Here is a 21,578-nt window from a genome sequence, read left to right on the forward strand (position 1 = left end):
CTCCCCCTTCATCCGATCCTTTACTATCATTTTAAGAAAACACGCGAAAAAATAGACCAATGAATGACGCGGTGAGCAGCGCATCAAAAAAGACGGCCTCCTTTGAGACCGCCTTTTTACTGATTATGATGTTCTGTTTTCTTTTGGATTGTTTTAAGATTTTCTTTACGGGCATCATCTTCTTCAAAATATTGAACAAGATCCCCGATGCGATCAATGCTGTTCCAGCTTAAATGATGTTCGATCCCTTCAACATCGTTATATATTTTCTCTTCATCAACACCAATGATTCTTAAAAACTGCTCAAGCAATTCATGTCTGTATACTAGCCGTTTGCCTATTTTTTTTCCTTTAGACGTTAACACGAGACCGCGATATTTTTCATAAATTAAATATTCGTCTTTATCTAGTTTTTGAACCATTTTTGTTACAGAGGAGGGATGGACTGCCAATGCTTCCGCGATATCGGAAACCCGTGCATATCCTTTTTCTTCAATCAGCATATAAATCTGTTCAATATAATCTTCCATACTTGGTGTTGTCATCGAAACCCTCCCAAAAAGCACCTTAACTTTATAAACCATTACAAGTTTACACTAATGAACTTGAAAAAACAAGGATGCTCCACGGGACAAAAGCCCTTTTTACCGCTTATAATTCCAGTCATCTGAGGCGTATTTCGTTTCTGCCAAATGATGAACAAAATCAAGCTCTTCCTGGGACAGCTCGTATGGCTCCAAATGAATGTTAAGGCCTGTTTCAAACCCTTCTTTAAAGGCTTTACGGGCCTCATCCATCGTCACCCGCTTATCAGTAAGTTCATTAATGGCAACCGCTTTATTTTTAAAATTGCGCTGCATCCGCTCTCTGACTCTTTCACTCGGATACAAAAACAGATCGAACAGCTTGTCCTCATCCAAATCAAGCAGAATGGACCCGTGCTGAAGAATCACGCCTTTTTGTCTCGTTTGCGCGCTTCCCGCCACCTTGCGTCCCTCGACCACCAGCTCATACCACGAAGGCGCGTCAAAACAAACGGATGACCGCGGGTTTTTTAAGCTTTCTTTTTCTTTTTCGGTTCTCGGGATGGCAAAGTAAGCGTCCAGACCAAGATTTCTAAAGCCTTGAAGTATGCCCTCTGAAATGACCCGGTATGCCTCAGTAACAGTCGCCGGCATTTCAGGATGCTCTTCCGAAACAATCACGCTGTATGTCAATTCCTGATCGTGCAGCACACCTCTCCCGCCGGTCGGGCGTCTGACAAATCCGAGCTTATACTTATGTACTGCTTCAAAATTGATTTCCTTTTTAATATTTTGAAAATAACCTACAGAAAGAGTCGCCGGATTCCAGCCGTAAAAACGGATAACCGGGGGAATTTTCTTTTCGCTGTGCCAATATAAAAGCGCTTCATCAAGCGCCATATTGAATGCAGGACTTGCATTACCTGAGTCTATAAACCGCCAAGTTTCTTTTTCCATTTTGAGACCTTCCTTACCGTTTTAATAGAATCAGTTTATCAAACTGCCGGGAAAATGAAAATATTTTAGTTCCATTATAGATGACAATTACGCTGTGCTTTACTATAATAGTATTTGTCGAAAACGGCTCTATGACCTTGTTTTTAGAAGCAAGGTTTTGATTTTATATGCTAAAGGAGTAGAATTACATTGTCTAATATGATCGTTTTGATTATTTTTGCTGCGTTTATCATCTATATGATTGCTTCATATGTTTATCAGCAGCGAATTATGAAAACACTTACGGAAGAAGAATTCCGAGCGGGTTACCGAAAAGCACAGCTCATTGACGTTCGTGAACCGAATGAGTTTGAGGGCGGACATATTTTAGGCGCCCGCAACATTCCGCTTTCCCAGCTAAAACAGAGAAAAAATGAAATCCGTCCGGACAAGCCTGTCTATCTGTACTGCCAAAACAGTGTCCGCAGCGGACGTGCGGCACAAACCCTGCGCAAAAACGGCTGCACTGAGATTTACAACCTAAAAGGCGGCTTTAAAAAATGGGGCGGAAAGATTAAAGCGAAGAATTAAAGCAAAACAGCTGTCTGTCATAGACAGCTGTTTTTATTTATCTCTCTTCCTTCTCGTACCTGAGCACCGGTTGTCTCGCCGCTTTTGTTTCATCCATTCTTTTTACAATCGTCGTATGCGGCGCCTCCTGGACGAGTTCCGGATTCTCCTCCGCTTCCTTTGCAATTTGAATCATAGCGTCGATAAACGCATCCAGTGTTTCCTTTGATTCCGTCTCTGTCGGCTCAATCATAATACATTCTTCAACATTAAGCGGGAAATAAATCGTAGGCGGATGATAGCCAAAATCGAGCAGCCGTTTTGCAATATCTAGTGTACGCACTCCCAGCTTTTTCTGACGCTTTCCTGACAATACAAATTCATGCTTGCAATGACGGTCAAACGGAAGATCATAATAAGGCGCGAGCTTTCTCATCATATAATTCGCGTTTAACACTGCGTTCTCAGTAACGGCCTTTAATCCGTCAGGCCCCATGGAGCGGATATACGTATACGCTCTGACATTGATGCCGAAGTTGCCGTAATACGGCTTCACGCGGCCGATCGAGTGAGGGCGGTCACAATCAAATGTAAAGTGCCCTTCCTTTTTGATTAAAACTGGTTTTGGCAAATAAGGAATCAAATCTTTCTTTACGCCGACAGGGCCTGAGCCGGGACCGCCGCCGCCATGAGGGCCAGTGAATGTTTTATGCAGATTGAGGTGCACCACGTCAAATCCCATGTCTCCTGGTCTCGCTTTGCTTAAAACCGCATTTAAATTAGCGCCGTCATAGTACAGTTTCCCCCCCGCTTGGTGAACAATTTCCGCCATCTCGGTGATCTGTTCCTCAAACAAACCGAGCGTGTTCGGATTCGTCAGCATAAGAGCAGCAGTTTCTTCATTCACCGCTCTTTTTAAATCCTCTAGATCGACAAGCCCATTTTCATTTGATTTCACCGTAACCGTTTCAAAGCCTGCTACTGTCGCTGAAGCAGGATTCGTCCCGTGCGCGGAATCAGGAACAATGACCTTCGTCCGCTTGAAATCCCCACGCGCTTCATGATAGGCGCGGATCATCATCAGCCCTGTCCATTCACCATGCGCTCCGGCAGCGGGCTGAAGCGTGACCTCATCCATTCCCGTTATTTCCTCAAGGTGCTTGCTTAAATCATATAAAAGCTCTAAAGCGCCTTGCACCGTGTCTTCATCCTGAAGAGGATGAATCGCAGCAAAACCGGGAATTCGCGCGATTTTTTCATTTATTTTCGGATTGTATTTCATTGTGCAAGAACCGAGCGGGTAAAAGCCGGAATCCACCCCGTGATTACGTTTGGACAGCGCTGTATAATGGCGCATAATATCCAGCTCGGACACCTCCGGCAGCTCTGCGTCCTCGTCACGAATATAGTCGTCTGACAATAGCTCCTCCAATTCGATTTCCGGTACATCGAGTTCCGGCAGACTGTAGCCGATTCGGCCTTCTCTGGAAAGCTCAAAAATAAGTGCCTGATCCTGATTATTCATGGTGATCCCCCAATTCCTGAATGAGTGCGTCGATTTCGTCTTTTGTTCTCAGCTCCGTAACAGCAATCAGCATATGACAGTCCAACTCCGGATACGTCAGCCCAAGATCATATCCGCCGATGATGCCTTTTGCCAGCAAACGCTGGTTCACAGCTTTCACCGGTTCATCCAATCTGATGACAAACTCATTAAACATCGGTCCGTCAAACATAACGGCAAGGCCTGCTTTTTTTGCTTCTTGCTTTGCATAGTTGGCTTTTAAAAGATTTTGGCGGGCGATTTCTTTTACACCGTTTTTTCCGAGAGCAGTCATGGCGACAGAAGCTGCCAGCGCATTTAAAGCTTGGTTTGAGCATATATTGGATGTCGCTTTATCCCGTCGGATATGCTGCTCCCTAGCTTGTAAAGTAAGGACAAAGCCCCTTTTTCCGTTTTCGTCTTCCGTTTGTCCGACGAGGCGGCCCGGCACCTTTCTCATTAATTTTTTGGTGGCGGCAAAAAAGCCGCAATGCGGTCCTCCGTATGCTGAAGGAATGCCAAAAGGCTGCGCATCACCGACGACGATATCAGACTGAAACTTGCCCGGTGGAGTGAGGAGACCTAACGCAAGCGGGTTGGCTGACACAATAAACATAGATTTCCCTTGATGAGCGATAGGCTCAATATCCTGTAACGGTTCGACCCGGCCAAAAAAATTCGGGTACTGAACGATTACGGCGGCGGTGTCCTCGCAAACGGTTTGGCGCAAAGCATCAAGATCGGTAACGCCATCTGCAGCGGGGACTTCAACGACTTCAATATACTGACCTTTTGCGTACGTTTTCAACACTTCTCTCGATTCGGGATGCACGGTTTTTGACACAACGATTTTTTTCTTTTTCGTGTGGCCTGAGGCAAGCATTGCGGCTTCCGCCAAGGCTGTTCCGCCATCATACATAGAGGAGTTGGCAATATCCATTCCTGTCAGTTCACAAATCATCGTTTGGAATTCAAAAATAGCCTGAAGCTCCCCCTGTGAAATTTCCGGCTGATAAGGAGTATACGCCGTATAAAACTCAGAGCGTGAAATGACATGATCTACAATGACAGGCTGGTAGTGATCATATACACCTGCTCCTAAGAAAGACGCGTGTTGTACCGTATCACGATTTTTAGAAGCCAGCTTTGTCAGTTCTCTTGTTAATTCCGTTTCTGATTTCGCTTTTTTGATTTGATACTCTTTTTTATATCTGACATTTTCCGGTATATCAGCAAATAATTCATCGATGCCGCTTACGCCGATAGTGGCAAGCATTTCCTGTTTATCCTCTTCTGTTGCAGGCAAATAACGGTGCTTCATGTGTTGACCCCTCCCCAAGAAAAAATATTAGCGTTTATAAAATGGTGTTTTGACAACCTTTGCTTTCACTAATTTTTTACGAATCTCCACCTCTACAACTGTTCCGATTTCACTCACTTCTGCAGCAATTAGGGCAAGACCGACGTTTTTTCCTAATGTCGGCGACTGCGTGCCGGTTGTCACCTTTCCGACAGACTTGCCATTATGGAACACTTCATATCCGTGCCGCGGTATCCCTTTTTCGGTCATTTCGAGTCCGACAAGCTTTCGCTTCACTCCGTTTTCTTTCTGTTCACTCAATACTGACTTGCCGAAAAAATCAGATTCTTTTTTGTGTTTTACGGCAAAGCCAATACCTGCTTCAATCGGTGTAATATCCCGGGTCAGCTCCTGGCCGTAGAGCGGGAGCTTCGCTTCAAACCGGAGCGTATCACGTGCGCCGAGACCGCATGGAACCAGTCCGTATACTTCCCCTGCATCAATGATTTGTTTCCAAATATGCACAGCATCAACAGAGCGGCAGTAAATTTCAAACCCGTCCTCACCCGTATAGCCGGTGCGCGAAATAAGTGCTTTGCAGCCGCTGATATGAGCGTTGTCAATAAACCCAAACGGCTTTAATGCAGACACATCTGTAGCTGTCAGATTTTTTAAGATAGTTTCTGCTTTCGGCCCCTGTACAGCCAAGAGTGCGATTTGATCTGACAGATCGTCAATCTGCACATCACCAGCTGCATGTTCTTTCATCCAAGCCAGGTCTTTATCCATATTAGAAGCATTAACGACCAGCAGGTAGCGGTTCTCTCCCTTTTGATAGACAAGTAAATCATCGACGGTTCCGCCATCTGGATAGCACATCGCCGTATATTGCGCACGGCCTGCCGATAATGAGGCAACATCATTTGTCATAAGCCTTTGCAAAAAAGACAGACTATCGGCTCCTGACACTTCGATTTCTCCCATATGAGATACATCAAACAGTCCGGCCGCAGTTCGGACAGCCTCGTGTTCCTTTTTTATAGAAGAAAATTGAACAGGAAGCTCCCAGCCCCCGAAATCAATCGTTTTCCCTCCATATTCCTTATACAGTTCAAATAACGGCGTTCTTTTCAGCATCGAATTCCTCCCCTTTTTCAACGGCGCGGCTAAAAAACATACAAAAAAGGACAGAGAAACACCTCATGTAAAATGAAGGTTCTCTGTCCTGGCACCTGAAAGTTTACTTTGCGTTCGCAAAGACGTCCCCTTTGGTGGCTTGCGCATCCGCGCAAACACTCTCCAGAGTTGCGTCGAGCAAGAGTTCTTTTGCCTGAGAGATTCACTCCGCAGTTTGCTCCTTCGGCGCCTGTATCCCGAGGTTTTCGGTCAGGTCTCTCCCCTTGCTGTCATTCGCTCATATTTTCATGCTGTTATGGACATACTATAGCAAAATCTTACATCAAATACATACTCATATCCTACCATCATCACTATATGCTGGGCAACAGCAATTTGGGCAGATTTTTCTTATATTATTCATTTTAAGAATCGAAGAATAAGAAAGGCGGTTCAAAGCAATGAATCCAGAAATGATCTACGATGCAAAATGGCCTGAAACATTCGCTGAAAGACTGAAAAACGATGGCCCGTGGGCGAACTGGGAACTGTACAAACTCTCTGCAGAAATCCAGAAAACATTAGCCATTCCTGAATTTGAAGGCTTACGAGCCCCTTTATACCTGCCTTCCTTTACACCGCTCCCCCACCAGCTGGAGGTAGCGCAAAAAGTGGTTGAAAAAATGAACGGGAAAGCGATTTTAGCAGATGAGGTGGGTCTCGGGAAAACGGTTGAGGCCGGACTGATTCTAAAAGAATATATGATTCGCGGTTTAGCCAAAAAGATTTTGATCCTTGTGCCCGCTTCCCTTGTGTCTCAGTGGGTTAAAGAGCTTCAGGAAAAATTTTTGATCCCGGCTGTTGAACAAAAGAAAAGCTATGTGTGGGAGCAATGCGATATTGTCGTCTCATCAATCGACACTGCAAAGCGATCGCCCCACCGTGAAATTGTGCTGTCAATCCCATATGATCTCGTCATTATTGATGAGGCACACAAATTAAAAAATAGTAAAACGAAGAACTATGAATTTGTCCGGAATCTTGTAAAAAAATATTGCCTGCTTCTTACTGCGACGCCAATTCAAAACCGTATCGAAGAAATTTTCAATTTGGTGTCCTTATTAAAGCCTGGCCATTTAGGCAGTCAGAATCACTTCCAGGAAGAGTTTGCCAAGAAGAAAAACAGTTTAGAAGCTCATGAGCATTTAAAAGATCTTGTGAATAAAGTCATGATCCGCAACAGGCGGCATGATACTGGGCTGAATTGGAAACAGCGCCATGTTGAAACAGTGCCAATTAAATTTTCTCCATCAGAGCAGGCGCTTTACGATGAAATTTCCAGCCTGAAGGAAGGCATCAATAAGCCAGCCAGCATGTTCTCTATTATGACCCTGCAAAGAGAATGCTGTTCGAGCAGGGAAGCTGTGTACATGACGCTGAAAAAAATGCTTGACCAAAAAGAGAAGCAAGCACCGGCCATTGATGAACATACCATTTCGGTTTTAATAGACCGCATCAATCAAGTGACACAAAACTCTAAAGCGCTTCAAGTGGTTGACCTGATTAAAAAGATAGATGATAAAGTCATTATTTTCACAGAGTACCGAGCCACCCAGATTTACCTGCAATGGTTTCTTCAGCAAAACGGTATCAGCTCTGTACCGTTTAGAGGCGGATTTAAACGCGGGAAAAAAGACTGGATGAAGGATCTTTTTCGCGGCGGAAAAGTCCAAGTCCTGATTGCAACTGAAGCAGGCGGCGAAGGGATCAACCTGCAATTTTGCAATCACATGATCAACTATGACCTGCCATGGAATCCGATGCGTCTTGAGCAGAGAATCGGAAGAATTCACAGGCTCGGGCAGGAGCGTGACGTGCACATTTACAACATGGCGACAAAACATACGGTGGAAGAGCATATTTTAAAGCTGCTATATGAAAAAATTCATTTGTTTGAAAAAGTGGTCGGCGAACTTGATGATATTTTAACGAAAATTCAAGTGAATAATTTTGAAGAGCACCTGCACGATATTTTGTACCATTCAGCAACAGAAGAAGAAATGAAATTAAAAATGGATAACTTAACCTCATTTTTGTCTTATAAAAAACAGCATCCTGCTGAAAAAAGAGGATCTTAGCCTGTAAGGAGGTTTTATAAGTGAGACAGCAAGAGGTTCACGAGTTTCTGCTTCGTTTTTTTCAGGCAAACAGCTGCCAAATTGTCGATCAAGGTTCAGGCTATATGACAGTGCAGCTTACAGTTGAAATGGACAAACAGATCATGAACCGCCCTTTCTACTGGCACTGGCGCGAGAAGACAGGCGGCGATCCGAATCCGATGAAAATCACTTTTATTACAGATAAAGAATCTGCCCCAAAAGACCTAGACGGCGAATTTATTTATTTTGGGGCACCGCGCCTTTTTCAAATGTTTAAAGCTGTTAAACAAAATGGGAGATTTACCAGAATGTATGAGAAAATTGAATCAGCCGGAGCTAAAGTCTCACTTCAGCCTTGGCTCGGTATAAATGTCACGATTTCATACCAGTCCGACATGAAAAAAGATAAACTATTGTCACTAGGTCTTCACCTAGTCTCTGGAACCATAATTGAAGATTTTCACTGTAAACTGACACAGCTGCCACTCACATCTCAAATATGTGACTATTGCTTCACCATATCGCCTATGATCAAACCAGAAAGCGGCCTTAAGCGGATGGAAAACTACATTGCCAAATCCGCCATGCAGGAACCGTCAGACTGGGCAGAACAGGCGGTAAGCAGGTGGAAAAATGATACGACATTGCTTGACAAGTTTTATGAGCATATAGAAGAAAAACCAGAAGAGTATCATCTAGAGAAACAGGCGCTGAAAGCCTTGTATCAGCCAAAGATATCAGTTGAAATTGAAAATGGCGGATTATTTTATCTGCAAAGCAATATGTCAGTCTAACTTTTTTTACCATTCGACATCGTTCTCGTTTTTTTTGAAAAATTGCGATTATAATAAAGGTACATTTAAAAAAATTCTGGCAATTACTATGGAAAATGACTTCCAGAGACCAATGAAGCATACAATGAGCCATGGCCGGACTGGCTGAAATACATAAACAAGTATTTTAGGAGGAGAACTGCATGAAAAATGCAAAACAAGAGCACTTCGAATTAGATCAAGAATGGGTTGAATTAATGATGGAAGCCAAAGAGGCAAATATCAGCCTGGAAGAAATACGAAAATATTTACTTTTAGACAAAAAGTCTGCTCATCCTGGTCCGGCAGCCAGAAGTCATACCGTAAATCCTTTCTGAATGTGCTATAATATCACAAGGAAGGTGATGACATTGATTGGCCAGCGTATTAAACAATACCGTAAAGAAAAAGGCTACTCACTATCGGAACTAGCTGAAAAAGCTGGGGTAGCGAAGTCTTATTTAAGCTCAATAGAACGAAATCTACAAACGAACCCCTCCATTCAATTTCTCGAAAAAGTCTCCGCTGTTCTGGACGTCTCGGTTCATACTTTGCTCGATGAGAAACATGAAACCGAATACGATGGTCAATTAGATAGTGAATGGGAGAAATTGGTTCGCGATGCAATGACATCCGGGGTATCGAAAAAACAATTTCGTGAATTTTTAGATTATCAAAAATGGAGAAAATCCCAAAAAGAGGAGTAGTGCCTGAGCAGAGGCACTAACTCCTCTTTTGTCAATAAACATTGAGACGGCCCAATATATGACATACTGGACCGTCTCTTTATTTCTGTCATTAATTTCTATCCTCACTGTGCGCTTTTTCATTTTCTTGCACGTATCCGTCTTTATCAGTATGTTCCTTTTTGATTGTCAAACCATTCCATTGTGTCGCTTCAAACGAGAATTGAAGCTGAACGGAATTGCCTTGGTATTTATTTTGGACCATGAGCCCATTTTCATCTTTTGTTTTGTCATCCTTGAATTGGATCTCCATTTGAACTTGGTCGAAATCAGTCGGTGTTTTTGGAATACCATCATATTCAGGAGCTGTTTTACCGTCAATTGTTGCTACATTGACTTTACCGCTTGCATTTAAGAATTTAGGGTCGATTTGTTTTTTGATTTTTTCAGCGGCCGCTACATCATTCTTAGCGGACATTAAATACAAATCCTTAAGATTGGCATCATCTAAAATAATATTTTTCGGATATCCATTGCCACCCTCTTTTCCAACTGTCAATAAGGTCACTTCAAATTGGCTGAGAAAATCTTCTGCCGATGTATTGCTGCCGCCATTTGCTTTAAATTCACCGTAATTCAGCGCCATTAATACTTCTTTGATTGCAAGTGAGCCGTTATTTTCAAATTGGAAATCTTTCGTCAATTTGTCTCCCGGCTTTAGATTTGACAGGTTCACACTCGCTGAATTTTCTTTAGCAGATAAATCAAGCGTTCCTGAAGCGAAAGTAGCATCCGATGATTTAATGTCGTTAAATGCTGCCCATGTTCCTCCGCCAACTAAAGCTAATCCTAGTGCCGCAGAAGCAACTCCTAAACTTAATTTCTTTTTCATACCCATGGCAAACTCCCCTTTTATTGAATGATATTATATCGAAACCTGTTACCAGGTTTACAACTGATGTTAAGTGGACATGGTGCTGTCCTTTGTATCTGTTTCCAAGGCTTTAGATTTTCTTTCGATTTCTCTAATGGCCATGCTGATCGTCACAAAAGCGTACACCAGCAGCATCACGCCGGGAACAATCAGTAAAACAGCAGTTCCGATCGGCTGACTGGCAAAATGAAGGATATAGCCGGCATATGGAAGCTGAAAACCTGTATATTGTGCGCGGACATTTTCATCCGATACTAGCGCTGAATCAGCTGCTGCGTTATTGTCACCTTTGGTTTTAAATAACAAATGGTCTCCTTGCTTCGTTTTGTCAACAATCCTGTGGGTGACCGCCGTATTTGCATCCTGCATAAATGTAATGACGTCACCCTTTTGGAGCTCCTTCACATCAGTGATTTCTTTGACCAATATTAAAGAACCTGTATTGAACTCCGGCTCCATCGAACCTGACAGAACTGATTTCAGCGTGTATCCAAACACTGCCGGCTCTCCCCCGGATGAACGTGTTGAAATCACGACAAGTGTCAGCATAATAATGAGAGTAAAGATGATCACGTAGAGAATATTACTTATCAGCTTCGTTGCTTTTTTCATCCTCTTCCCCGCTTTCCTTTTGAACTGATTGAGTTTCTTTTTCTTCTGCTACGGTTTCTTCGGATAGATCTTCTTTATTTGATTTTTCTTGTATATCCTTTTGTGATGTTTCCTTCTCCTTTTTGACGGCCGGCTTCGTTTCTTTTTTCGGGACTGTCGGTTTTTCATCGCACTTTGCAAGCGTCATAGGCTCCGACCACTCAAATGTACTGCCGTCTGCAGGGTACCCGGCCGGTTTATATACTTTAAATGCATAAATGCCGGGTTTCATTTTTTTCTTCGTCTCAATTTTATAAAGTGAAGCCCCGATTTGTTTCGAGACAAGCCCTTTTTCAATGACGTTCCCATTCTTTAACGGTTTGCGGGCATTATCCAGCTTATGAAGCTCCCACTTCCACTTTGATTTCCTGAGTTCCTTGCCTGTATTTTCAACCTCAGCAAACAGAGAAATAGGTGAGCATACAATGCCTTTCGTATCCGTTTGATTTGACAGGTGCAAATCACTTTGATCCCATCTTTTGTCATAATGGCAGTTTTTATCTGTATGCTGAAAGTCTGTGCATGTTTGAAGCGAGATATCAAATGTTTCAATATCATGAAAAGCAGCGCTTGTATCACTGGAAAAATGTAAGCATATCGCGGCAGTCAGACTGAAAATGACCGATAGCTGAAAAATAAGTATAACTTTCATTTTCGTCTTCGCATTTTGCTGATTGCGAAACAATCGAAACATATCTTACCTCCTGTAAAACACCACTTGATCAACGATCGTTCTTTTTAAAGAATATTATAAATAAAGTATAATCAACGTTCAGTCGATTGAAAAACACCAAAATTGACCATTTTGTTCGTTTAAGAGAATATTTCGTCATATTACAAAGCCTTACTCAGTATTGCTCATCTTTTTGAAAATTTTGGTAGTATTATGTGAAAAAATGAACGAATGCCAAAATATGTTTTGGAAATAATAAACAAAGAAGGGGTGACAGCATGATGATCAAACAATGTGTGATTTGTCTTTCTCTTCTCGTTCTCGGCACCGCTGCCGCTCACGCAGAAGAAGCACCGCTTGTGACCGCCCGCCAGATGTCCAAATGGGAAGAGCTTGCAGTAAAAGAAGCAAAAAAAAGGTACCCGCTCGCACAGGTACTGTTTAAACAGAAAGTATGGGACCGCAAAAGAAAAGATGAAGCAGTAAAGCAATACCATTTAACCCTGAGGGAAGGATCAAAGGAATTCGGCGTATTTGTCACGATTTCATTTGATCCCTATAGCCAAAAGGTTAATAAAGTTGTCATATTAGAAGAATATCAATAAGGTCCTCCATGTTTGGAGGACCTTATTTGTTATATTTGCGGTTATTTTTTTCGTTTCAGCCATAGCCTGAAACCATAGGGTAAAATACCGAACCAATGCTGTGAAGCGGGCGTTTTTGTTTCTTTACGCACCTCTTTTCGTTCTTTTCGCTCATCTCTCGGAGTATCTATATATTTGACAAATTGCTGAGTCATGTATTTGACATAATCATTCGTTTTCACGTGATCACCTCATCATTCAATTATTATGAAGTGTTGGCTCACATGACTTTTTTTATACCCTTTGCTTTGCTTTATTCTGTCCAGCTCAGCAGTTTTTTCTGTTTTTGATCGAATATGATCTGTGCAGTTCTTTCTGTTCCCGATTCCGTCAACGCTGTTATGTTGATTTCTTTTCGCTCTTTTATCGATGTATCGTGAATGCAATAAGAAACCCGCCCATATGGAAACTGCTTTGAATTCTTTTGGCCTTTCCGCTGTTCTAGAACATGCCGAATTGACAGAAGTGCGCCATTCTGAAGCAAATTCTCTCCTGTGTAAAACTCTTTTGTTTCCTTTTCAAACATGCAGCGTGAAATATATTGAGACGCAGTAAAGTTCACAATCAGCAGCACTAGCGCAGACACAAAAAGAACAGCGGGATAAATAAATCCTTTCGTGCTGTCCATTTATCCTTCTCCTAAATACGAATAGACCGGAAAAGCAGTTTGATACACTTTTTGGTGCTCACTCTCTATTTCCAGAAAAATAACATTATTTTTGATATCGGCTCTCATGGCTGTAATATCATCTAGAATCGGAACATGCCCTTTGCCATCTACCCTTTTTCTTATCATTGAATGATAAATTTCAAAACGTATATCTTGCCCAGAAGGATTGGTACAGATCAACACGCTCCCATGCTCGGCTGTCTTGGCTGCGTGTGACTGCTTGCATTCGTTCATCATCTGTTCCATCGAAATCATCCATTCTTGCTGTGTGAAACCGTCATGTTCCTGCTGCTGTGACAAAAACAGATGGAAGAGCATAGCTAACGATCCAGATATGAGCAAGAAGACAGAGAGCGAAAATAATACGTTAAGAAGCGTATAGCCAGTCTGTCCGCAGAATGGTGAGGCAAAATGCTTTTTCTTTATAAGCTGCCGCTGATATGCATACGTTTTGATATTCCCCCTCCTCCTCCCACTTCAGCTTATAAATATGATTGTTCTTTGTTACTGTTTTTGACGCAGTTCCTTCACCAGTCATCATATATTTGCTAATGCTTTCATTCGCTAACTGGTAACCAATTTCTCGTGATTCCGCCATATTTTCATCAGCTAACAGCTTGTCCCACATGGGGGTAACTGTCAGCAGCAGAAACAGCCATAAACTTAGTGCAGACATTGTTTCAATTGTAGAAAAGCCTTTATTTTCTCTCCACATTGACTCTTCCGCTCCCTAAATAAATCGTCATGTCATAAGAAGTATGTCCTTTTATGCGTATTTTTCCGCCTGCATTCGGGTGCCCTTTCTCATTAAATTCCAAACGGTCTTTTAATGTCTGCGGTTCTATAGAAAGTCCCTTGGCATACGGCCGTTCAATTACCGTATCACCCATAACTAATTGATATTCTTTTCTCTGAAAGAGAATTTTTGTTCTTTGATGACTGGAAATTGCAGTCTGCTGTGCAAGCATAATGTCGTTTTTCAGCTGCCATGCCGCCTGGCGAACAGAAGTATTGGCATAAATAGGGGGAAGTACAGTAAATACGGCAATCAAGAGGATAGAGGCGAGGCTTAACACAAGTAAGCTCTCTAGAAGGGTAAAACCCTTCTCCTTGTTTACTTTAATGTTCAACCTTGACTTCTCCGCCACTGATGATAATGCGATTCCCATTTGGACAAACTGCATCCTTTTTCACATAGCCCTCTGATTGTAAATCTGAAAGGCTCGGTGTCTGTCCTTCGTGGTCAAGCTCAAATGCAGTCATTTGTGCCTTAATCATGTTTTGCAAGCCTTCACAGCCCTTTTTTTGAATGGTTTGATTATGTTTCGTGACGTTCGGTATCGTAATTAAAAGCAAGATTGAAATAATAAAGAGCACAATCAACATTTCAACAAGTGTGAATCCTTTCTCATTCATCAGCCTCTTCCTTTCACATTTGATTCATCATCTGATACATAGGCAAGAGCATAGATAAATACACAACTAAAATCATCGCAGCAACAAATCCATAAATCATTGGCTGAAGGATTCCTGTCCATTTTTGCGCCTTGAGTTCCAGCCTCTGCATTATGAACTGACTGTATGTGAAAAGCTCCCGATCCAGTCGGCCGTTCAGCTGGCCGTGAGATATGACTTTTGTAAGATCAGCTTCATAAAAAGGGCTTCCGCTAAGAGCGGTCTCTAGTGATTCACCAGCTTTTAGCCGTTCAATTACTTGTTCAGCTTCGCAGCGGTAGAAAGGGAGAAACGTTTGATGTTTAAATGCGTTAAGGCTGTCATATATTGAAAGACCCGATTGTAAAAGACTGCTTAGCTGCAAGGAAAAAAAGTAGCTGTTAAACAGCCTGACAAGGTTTCCGGCCAAAGGAATTCTGACCCAAATAAGCATTTGCCGGACAGGTGATTTTTTCTTAAACACAAGCCAATAATAAAGCCCGAAACCTGCTGCAAAAAGAGCTGCCAAAATAATTAAAAGATCAACGTGCTGAAAAAAAGCAAAAAGTATGTCAGTTGAACGTGTGGTTTCCATATTCATCGATTGATAAATACCGGAAAACTGAGGAATGATGATGGACTGTAACATATAAAACATGACAGCGACCGTAAAGATGAGGAAAAGCGGATATCTCAGCACCCTTTTCAGCTGGTCTGCCTGTGCAATTTTTCGTTTCAGCAGCTCTCCGCTTTGGATCATGGAAGCAGGCAGTTCCCCATGCGTTTCAGCAAAGTAACAAATGCCTACAGCTTCCTTATGAAATGACAAACTTTTTAGTACTTGATAAAACGGCGCTCCTTCCCCCAAACGAGTGACTGCGTCAATCAAATCAGCCACTTGCCTCTTGTTCATCTGGAGTTCCATCAGGCGTAAGGCGTCCAGAAGTGTATACCCGCCCGCCGTCATTTCACCGAGCCGCTTCAATAACTGAGCTTGATCCTTTAAAGGCCATGTTTTTCTAATCTGTTTCATGATAAACCCACCGGTCATAATTGTTTGTCGTCAAGTAGCCAAGCGCAATCCCTTTTCTAATAATTTGCCGAAGCGTTTGATATTGATAATTTGCATGATTTCCTTTTGCCTCTTGAATGCATTGCTGAAGGTTTTTTCCGTAAAGCAGCTCATAAACGCTTGCTCTTCTGGTGTTTCGTGACTGGCGGCAATACACCGATGAACATCCGTTTTCACAGAACGGGCAAGCTAAATCAACCAAGCGCTGAGCCGCTACCGCAATGACGGTCTGTTCGATTTCATTCATATTGATGCCGAATTCAAGCAGCCTGTAAATCGCGCCCTTCGCATCTCTCGTATGAAGGCTCGTCAGCACCAAATGCCCCGTCATCGCTGCCCGTACTGCGATTTCAGCTGTTTCCGCGTCTCTGATCTCACCTAAAATAATCATATCCGGGTCATGGCGCAAAATAGCCTTCAGACCTGCCGAATATGTCACACCGGCCTTTTCATTCACCTGCACCTGAAGAACATCCTCGTCCCTTGTTTCAACAGGGTCTTCCAGTGTGACAATATTTCGATTAAAGTGTTTTTTTGCATATTGAACGAGAGAGTATAGTGTGGTGGTCTTCCCTGAGCCAGTCGGCCCTGTAAAAATGAGCATGCCGTGCGAATGTTTTAAAAATGAGAGTAAAGTGGCTCCCGTCTTCGGAAATAATGACAGTTTATCGATCGAAGGGATGTTGTATTGAGGCATCACTCTGATCACGAGGCTTTCTTCATTAATTGTGGGGAGTGTTGACATTCTTAAATGAACATGTCCCTCTTCTAGCTTTAACGTAAGCGAACCATTTTGCGGCTTCCGCCTTTCCCCTATGTCCATCGCTGAGAGAAATTTAAAGTGTGAAATCAGCCTTATGCACTCTTCTTTTTTCATGTGCCTTTTTTTTAGCAAGGCATGATCAACCCGAAAATGAATGATGGCGTCCCGCTCCCTCGGTACAATGTGAATGTCAGAAGCCTTTGTTGTATACGCCTCTTCAATCAAGGCCCTGCTTATCTTTTCTATTGAATCCAATTTAATTCCCTCTCCTTTCAATGCGTATTGTAGAAAAAGAAGGATCTGTAATCAAACCGTGGAAAAGTGATTTCTGGAGATTTTATATGCAGAAAATATAATTCTTGTTGACAGAAAAGATTATTTCAACTGAATGTACCTCATTGATTTCGCTATTTTCCCAATAAAAAAGCAGGCATGATGATCATCATGCCTGCTATGCCTGCTTCACTCCATCCTTCTATGCTGATTTAGAAATTTTACTTAATTCTCTTATTCTTTACCAGCTGAATAAAAATGAAACATCCTACAGTGTCCGCCTTTTTCGGGTTTTCTTTTTCTTCTTCCGCTCCTGCAGCATATCTCCCGTCCACCCTTTCTTCTTCAAATAGAGGTAGATCAGAACCGTCGAAGTGAGAATCAATAAGAGAGAATAGAGATATCCGTATTTCCAATTCAGCTCAGGCATCACTGAAAAGTTCATTCCCCAAAGGGCACCGAGTGCTGTAACCGGCGTAAAGAGCGTCGTGAAAATGGTCAGCGCTTTGAATATTTCATTTCCCCTGTGAGAGGTAATGACTTCCTCTGAATGCAACAGACTATTAAGCTCCCCTTCAAATTCACTGATGTATGTAAATCCCCTGTCAATTTTAAGTTGTATCCGCTGATAAACATTTTTACTTTCATTTTGGGGCAAAAAGGTTTCTTTCAATGCCATTTCAATTTTTTTAGTGCCCAGGATTAAGTCTTTCCAACTCATCAGCTCATGGTGCAGGCGATGTACACGGTTTAAAATGCTTTTGCTATTATCGTCTTTGATTTGCCATCTGAGCTTTCTCAGCTTTACTTCAAATTCATCTAAACCGATTAGATACGCATTCATTAACTCGCCGAGAAGGATCAAAAATCCCTCCATGGTACTATCCGCTTTTTCCATTTGCTGGACAACTTGTTTTCCCTTAATCTCCTTCAAAATTGAAAAATCAAAGTTAATGGTGAAAAAATATTGCCTGGTTATATAAAAGTGAAAAACGGTATGGTCTTTTTCCTCATCCAGCCCCTGATCATATACAATTGAGCCAAATACCGCTTCATTTTCCGTTTCAGTCGTGTCTACGCGCAAAAAATTAATATGATGGTTATTTTCAAACCACTTTTCACATTGAGGCCAGTGAGAAAAATGGATCAGATCTCTTGCCTTATCTCTCTCCTGAGGCCCCATTTGGTACCAAAACCATTCCTTTCCCGTATGTGCCTTCATGTCAAGCTCCTCCAAACTTTTGTTCTTTATTCTTTAATGCCCAAAGAAAGGCACTACTAAACCAGTCAGCCGCTCCAACGCATGTTTTGTGAGCAAATTCCGGTGGTATGGAATGTAGAAAGACATTGGAAAAGGGAGGTGCATGCCTTCCTTGGAGAAGGCAGTTGTTTTGGAATTTATCAATTTACTAGCAGTCGCTATTCTTATTTTGTTAACAGGATTTTTTGTTGCCGTAGAATTTTCAATCGTAAAAGTGCGGCGATCCAGAATTGATCAGTTTGTCGCAAAAGGAAAGAAAGGTGCTAAAGCAGCAAAGCACGTCATCACTCACCTTGATGAATATTTATCAGCCTGTCAGCTGGGCATCACAGTTGCAGCTTTAGGACTGGGCTGGCTTGGGGAACCGACTGTGCAAACTCTGCTTAAGCCGCTTTTTCATAAAGCAGGCTTAAATGAATCGCTGACCCACCTTCTATCACTCGCCATCGCCTTTTTGACGGTGACATATTTAAACGTCGTCATCGGGGAGCTGGCGCCAAAGAGTTTCGCCATTCAAAAAGCGGAAAGCATTACATTGATGCTCGCCAAACCGCTTATTTGGTTTTATAAGATTATGTTTCCATTCATTTGGCTGCTGAACCACTCAGCCCGGTTGATTACAGGGGCGTTTGGGCTGAAGCCGGCATCAGAGCATGAGCTGGCATATACGGAGGAAGAACTGCGGGTTCTTTTGGCTGAAAGCTATAAAAGCGGTGAAATCAGAAAAAGCGAATTAAAATACATGAATAATATCTTTACCTTTGATAAACGAATGGCAAAGGAAATCATGGTGCCGCGAAATGAAATGGTCAGTTTGTCACTTGATGAAGACTCCATTCCAAATCTGCAGGAAACAGTGAAGCAAACAAAATATACACGGTACCCAGTTGTCAGGGAGGATAAAGATAATGTCATCGGCGTAATTAATATGAAAGAAGTGCTGTTTTCAATGCTGTCGAAAGATTTTTCACTTAAAAAACAGCAAATTGAACCTTTCATTCAGCCTGTTATCCACGTTATTGAGACAATTCCAATTTATCAATTACTGCTGAAAATGCAAAAGGAACGCACTCATATGGCAATCCTCATTGATGAATATGGCGGGACTTCCGGTTTGGTCACTGCAGAAGATATTATTGAAGAAATTGTAGGAGAAATCCGTGATGAATTTGATGCCGATGAAGTTCCTCATATTCGCGAGCTCGGAAAGAATCACTACTTATTAAATGCTAAATTATTAATCAGCGATGTAAATAACCTGCTTGGAACAGACCTGTCAGACGCAGAAGTGGACACCTTGGGCGGCTGGTTTCTCACACAAAACATAGACGCCAAGCCTGAAAGTGTTATTGTATATGGCGGCTACTCTTTTAAGGTAAAAGACATCGACAGTCATCACATTTTATTTATAGAAGTAAAAAAAGCTGAATAGCCCGAGGGAGGCTGTTCAGCTGCTTTTTCCAGAGGACCATCACAATGTCATCAACACTCTTTTATCTTAAATCCCTTATTGGCCAGGGCTTTAGCAAGACTTTGCTCGGTTTTCACATTCGAAAAATCCAGACCCAGCTTCACCACAGTTTGAGCAATTTCAGGTCGAATTCCTGAAATAATTGTCTCAATGCCGAGCAGTTTGGTGCTGTCAATCACTTTAAAAATTTGATAAGCCACCATTGTATCAACGATGGGAACGCCCGAAATATCTAAAAATAAATACGAGAGCTTTAACGCTGAGCACTGCTGCAGCACCGACTCCAAAATTGTCCTCGCTCTGTACGTATCAATTTCACCGACCAGCGGAAGAATCCCTATCCCCTCAGATATCGGCATAATCGGCGCACTCAATTCATTAATCATCTCTTTTTGCGCGTTTAATTGTATCATAGTGACCTGGTAATACTCTTCAGTAAACACTTCGATGATCTCATCAATGGTTTGATTCAAAATTTTGCTCCACTCACAAATGTCCTGGATGCTGATTTCTTGAGAGTAGGATTCGCTGAATTTCTGAATCCATTCAAACATGATATGCCTGAAGGCGTTAAACTGCCCAACACTTTCAGTTACAGTCACTTCATGAACGGCACGGTCTCTTGCGCATTGAAGAGACCATCGATTGAGCTCATCCTTTACGTCTTCTGCTTTTCTAAGGGATTTCGCCACGATGGTCACTAATGATTCGTTCTGGACTTTTAACTTTTGTTCTAATTTTTGCTGATCTTTAGCGGTATGCAGCCAGCTTCCTTTTGACGAGCAAGTATCCAGCCATTGTTTCATAATATCTTCTTTGTGCTCTGTTACATGCTGATCAAGAGCTATCATTTTAATGAGCTACCTCCTGTTTTTTTAAAAAATATATGCTTCATATGTATATCCCGTCTGCCCCTACACATACTATGTTTACATTCAATGGGCTATAGCCAAGCGGTAAGGCAATGGACTTTGACTCCGTGATCGTTGGTTCGAATCCAGCTAGCCCAGTTTCTGAACAGGTGAAAAACCGAAGATAAGCTGATTTTGTAAATCAGCGGATCTTCGGTTTTTCATCATGCAGATTGATGAACTGTTTTCTTCTTCGATAACTTCAACAGTTCTCCCGGATTATAACCAATTACCAGCTTTTTGTTATCCACAAGAATCGGACGTCGCAATAGCTTCGGCTTCTCGACTAAAAGTGCCAGCACCTCATTTACCGTCATCTCTTCGATGTTTAGGTTTAAATTTTTGAAGGTTTGGCTTCTTGTCGCTAAAATTTCATCAATTCCTTCTGTCGTTAATGATAAGATGTACCTTAATTCTTCCACTGTCGGGGTTTCTCTGAATAAGTGCCGTTCGTTAAATTCAATTTGATGCGCCTTAAGCCAATGTTTTGTTTTTCGGCATGACGTGCAGCTTGGATATGAATAAAAAATTAATTGTTCCATTTGTATTTTCCTCCTCAGTTAACCAACTCTTTGTAGAATAACTACCCGGATCATTTTTCGTTTAAACCATTTACAGAAACTTTTTTCGGATTAATTTTAAAAGATCATTCATATAATAGAAAATACAATCAAAGGAATAAATTCCATTTGTATATCAATAATGAAAATGTTTACATTTATAGGTGTGATCTATTATAATAACAGTCAGAGGGACTCTCGGGAGGGGATAAAAATGAATCGCATGTTCCGGGTGTTAGGATTTTGGACGGGAATTTTTGCAGTCATGTTTTATTTAGGTGATATGAAAGATGCTTCCCTTTTATTTTTTGGACAGACGATCTTATTTGTATTTCTATCGTATTTGAACTTAACCGAACGCATGTATATTTATATTTTCGGAGCTTATTTAACGATTTTCTTCGCCGGCTTTACATATTACTCGATTTTTATCATGATGCCCGGCGGCGGCCATTAAATTGAAAAAGAGACAAACCTTATTGGTTTGTCTCAGGCTGTCGAGAAAATCTCGACAGCCTTTATTTTCCCTTAAAATATCCATTCTCCTGTAATAAAATAAAAGAAAGACTTCAAAAGGACGGTGTCTTTCTTATGTTCCACACAAGAAATTCTTCT

Annotated in this window: 27 protein-coding genes, 1 tRNA gene and 1 riboswitch; of the genes, 9 read left to right on the forward strand and 19 right to left on the reverse strand. The window is 41.9% G+C overall.

The features are described from left to right. Positions 1–116: 116 nt before the first annotated feature. Complete coding sequence (mntR, locus tag Q3W56_RS17980) at positions 117–545, reverse strand: transcriptional regulator MntR (RefSeq protein ID WP_268400073.1); 429 nt, start codon at positions 543–545, stop codon at positions 117–119. Positions 546–644: 99 nt separating this feature from the next. Continuing rightward, positions 645–1,481, reverse strand: coding sequence for an octanoyltransferase LipM (gene lipM, locus Q3W56_RS17985; protein WP_019714947.1), 837 nt, complete (start codon positions 1,479–1,481; stop codon positions 645–647). Between the two features lie 189 nt (positions 1,482–1,670). Here lipM and Q3W56_RS17990 point away from each other — a divergent pair, with 189 nt between their 5' ends. Continuing rightward, positions 1,671–2,051: a rhodanese-like domain-containing protein gene (locus Q3W56_RS17990; RefSeq protein WP_268400075.1), complete on the forward strand. Its 381-nt coding sequence runs from the start codon at positions 1,671–1,673 to the stop codon at positions 2,049–2,051. Between the two features lie 37 nt (positions 2,052–2,088). Here Q3W56_RS17990 and gcvPB read toward each other — a convergent pair whose 3' ends face one another. From gcvPB to gcvT, 3 genes are read right to left on the reverse strand one after another with little or no spacing between them, the layout of a single operon-like run. Next, complete coding sequence (gene gcvPB, locus Q3W56_RS17995; protein ID WP_019714949.1) at positions 2,089–3,555, reverse strand: aminomethyl-transferring glycine dehydrogenase subunit GcvPB; 1,467 nt, start codon at positions 3,553–3,555, stop codon at positions 2,089–2,091. Continuing rightward, positions 3,548–4,894 (reverse strand): aminomethyl-transferring glycine dehydrogenase subunit GcvPA, encoded by a 1,347-nt coding sequence (gene gcvPA / locus Q3W56_RS18000; protein ID WP_302896363.1) that lies wholly within the window; start codon positions 4,892–4,894, stop codon positions 3,548–3,550. Before gcvPA ends, gcvPB begins: the two co-directional genes overlap by 8 nt. 27 nt (positions 4,895–4,921) lie before the next feature. Then, complete coding sequence (gene gcvT, locus Q3W56_RS18005; RefSeq protein ID WP_302896364.1) at positions 4,922–6,010, reverse strand: glycine cleavage system aminomethyltransferase GcvT; 1,089 nt, start codon at positions 6,008–6,010, stop codon at positions 4,922–4,924. Positions 6,011–6,181: 171 nt separating this feature from the next. Further along, positions 6,182–6,283, reverse strand: a riboswitch (glycine riboswitch). Between the two features lie 167 nt (positions 6,284–6,450). Between gcvT and Q3W56_RS18010 the strand changes: the two genes are divergently transcribed. The 4 genes from Q3W56_RS18010 (at position 6,451) to sinR (ending at position 9,667) form a co-directional block, all read left to right on the forward strand. Next, complete coding sequence (locus Q3W56_RS18010; protein ID WP_302896365.1) at positions 6,451–8,127, forward strand: DEAD/DEAH box helicase; 1,677 nt, start codon at positions 6,451–6,453, stop codon at positions 8,125–8,127. 20 nt (positions 8,128–8,147) lie between these two features. After that, a complete protein-coding gene (locus Q3W56_RS18015) occupies positions 8,148–8,942 on the forward strand; it encodes a YqhG family protein (RefSeq protein WP_302896366.1) in 795 nt (264 codons plus the stop codon). Positions 8,943–9,124: 182 nt separating this feature from the next. Then, complete coding sequence (sinI, locus tag Q3W56_RS18020; protein ID WP_019714954.1) at positions 9,125–9,298, forward strand: anti-repressor SinI; 174 nt, start codon at positions 9,125–9,127, stop codon at positions 9,296–9,298. 33 nt (positions 9,299–9,331) lie between these two features. Further along, entirely contained in the window at positions 9,332–9,667 is a 336-nt protein-coding gene (gene sinR / locus Q3W56_RS18025) for a transcriptional regulator SinR (protein WP_003226345.1), read from the forward strand. A gap of 91 nt (positions 9,668–9,758) precedes the next feature. On the opposite strand, the gene tasA is transcribed toward sinR, so the two are convergent. From tasA to tapA, 3 genes are all read right to left on the reverse strand, one after another. After that, positions 9,759–10,544, reverse strand: a complete 786-nt coding sequence (gene tasA / locus Q3W56_RS18030) for a biofilm matrix protein TasA (RefSeq protein ID WP_302896367.1) — start codon at positions 10,542–10,544, stop codon at positions 9,759–9,761. Positions 10,545–10,607: 63 nt separating this feature from the next. Continuing rightward, complete coding sequence (sipW, locus tag Q3W56_RS18035) at positions 10,608–11,192, reverse strand: signal peptidase I SipW (RefSeq protein ID WP_302896368.1); 585 nt, start codon at positions 11,190–11,192, stop codon at positions 10,608–10,610. After that, positions 11,164–11,925: an amyloid fiber anchoring/assembly protein TapA gene (gene tapA, locus Q3W56_RS18040; RefSeq protein WP_302896369.1), complete on the reverse strand. Its 762-nt coding sequence runs from the start codon at positions 11,923–11,925 to the stop codon at positions 11,164–11,166. Before tapA ends, sipW begins: the two co-directional genes overlap by 29 nt. A gap of 257 nt (positions 11,926–12,182) precedes the next feature. Between tapA and Q3W56_RS18045 the strand changes: the two genes are divergently transcribed. Further along, on the forward strand, positions 12,183–12,509 hold the full coding sequence (locus tag Q3W56_RS18045) for a YqzG/YhdC family protein (protein ID WP_019714959.1): 327 nt from the start codon (positions 12,183–12,185) through the stop codon (positions 12,507–12,509). Positions 12,510–12,550: 41 nt separating this feature from the next. Here the strand turns inward: Q3W56_RS18045 and Q3W56_RS18050 are convergent, their stop codons facing one another. From Q3W56_RS18050 to Q3W56_RS18090, 9 genes are all read right to left on the reverse strand, one after another. After that, the gene (locus Q3W56_RS18050; RefSeq protein ID WP_003226330.1) at positions 12,551–12,730 is read right to left on the reverse strand and encodes a YqzE family protein; all 180 of its coding nucleotides are present in this window, start codon (positions 12,728–12,730) and stop codon (positions 12,551–12,553) included. A 71-nt stretch (positions 12,731–12,801) separates the two neighbouring features. Then, entirely contained in the window at positions 12,802–13,176 is a 375-nt protein-coding gene (comGG, locus tag Q3W56_RS18055; RefSeq protein WP_302896370.1) for a competence type IV pilus minor pilin ComGG, read from the reverse strand. Then, entirely contained in the window at positions 13,177–13,560 is a 384-nt protein-coding gene (gene comGF / locus Q3W56_RS18060) for a competence type IV pilus minor pilin ComGF (protein ID WP_302896371.1), read from the reverse strand. A 25-nt stretch (positions 13,561–13,585) separates the two neighbouring features. Further along, positions 13,586–13,933, reverse strand: coding sequence for a competence type IV pilus minor pilin ComGE (comGE, locus tag Q3W56_RS18065; RefSeq protein WP_019714962.1), 348 nt, complete (start codon positions 13,931–13,933; stop codon positions 13,586–13,588). After that, positions 13,917–14,348 (reverse strand): competence type IV pilus minor pilin ComGD, encoded by a 432-nt coding sequence (gene comGD / locus Q3W56_RS18070; RefSeq protein WP_019714963.1) that lies wholly within the window; start codon positions 14,346–14,348, stop codon positions 13,917–13,919. Before comGD ends, comGE begins: the two co-directional genes overlap by 17 nt. Beyond that, entirely contained in the window at positions 14,338–14,634 is a 297-nt protein-coding gene (gene comGC, locus Q3W56_RS18075; protein ID WP_302896372.1) for a comG operon protein ComGC, read from the reverse strand. Before comGC ends, comGD begins: the two co-directional genes overlap by 11 nt. Before the next feature lie 13 nt (positions 14,635–14,647). Continuing rightward, on the reverse strand, positions 14,648–15,685 hold the full coding sequence (gene comGB / locus Q3W56_RS18080; RefSeq protein ID WP_302896373.1) for a competence type IV pilus assembly protein ComGB: 1,038 nt from the start codon (positions 15,683–15,685) through the stop codon (positions 14,648–14,650). Further along, positions 15,672–16,742, reverse strand: a complete 1,071-nt coding sequence (gene comGA / locus Q3W56_RS18085) for a competence protein ComGA (RefSeq protein WP_302896374.1) — start codon at positions 16,740–16,742, stop codon at positions 15,672–15,674. Before comGA ends, comGB begins: the two co-directional genes overlap by 14 nt. Positions 16,743–17,028: 286 nt before the next feature. Continuing rightward, entirely contained in the window at positions 17,029–17,982 is a 954-nt protein-coding gene (locus Q3W56_RS18090) for a magnesium transporter CorA family protein (protein WP_302896375.1), read from the reverse strand. Positions 17,983–18,124: 142 nt separating this feature from the next. Between Q3W56_RS18090 and Q3W56_RS18095 the strand changes: the two genes are divergently transcribed. After that, on the forward strand, positions 18,125–19,453 hold the full coding sequence (locus tag Q3W56_RS18095; protein WP_302896376.1) for a hemolysin family protein: 1,329 nt from the start codon (positions 18,125–18,127) through the stop codon (positions 19,451–19,453). Between the two features lie 50 nt (positions 19,454–19,503). Here Q3W56_RS18095 and Q3W56_RS18100 read toward each other — a convergent pair whose 3' ends face one another. Further along, entirely contained in the window at positions 19,504–20,343 is an 840-nt protein-coding gene (locus Q3W56_RS18100) for an STAS domain-containing protein (RefSeq protein ID WP_302896377.1), read from the reverse strand. An 88-nt stretch (positions 20,344–20,431) separates the two neighbouring features. Here Q3W56_RS18100 and Q3W56_RS18105 point away from each other — a divergent pair. Next, positions 20,432–20,502, forward strand: a tRNA-Gln gene (locus Q3W56_RS18105). A 65-nt stretch (positions 20,503–20,567) separates the two neighbouring features. Here Q3W56_RS18105 and mgsR read toward each other — a convergent pair. After that, the gene (gene mgsR, locus Q3W56_RS18110; protein ID WP_302896378.1) at positions 20,568–20,945 is read right to left on the reverse strand and encodes a transcriptional regulator MgsR; all 378 of its coding nucleotides are present in this window, start codon (positions 20,943–20,945) and stop codon (positions 20,568–20,570) included. 232 nt (positions 20,946–21,177) lie between these two features. Between mgsR and Q3W56_RS18115 the strand changes: the two genes are divergently transcribed. Beyond that, on the forward strand, positions 21,178–21,420 hold the full coding sequence (locus Q3W56_RS18115; RefSeq protein WP_019714971.1) for a DUF2626 domain-containing protein: 243 nt from the start codon (positions 21,178–21,180) through the stop codon (positions 21,418–21,420). Positions 21,421–21,578 lie beyond the last annotated feature (158 nt).

The sequence above is a fragment of the Bacillus sp. C28GYM-DRY-1 genome, assembly GCF_030519405.1.
GTDB lineage: Bacteria > Bacillota > Bacilli > Bacillales > Bacillaceae > Bacillus > Bacillus spizizenii_A.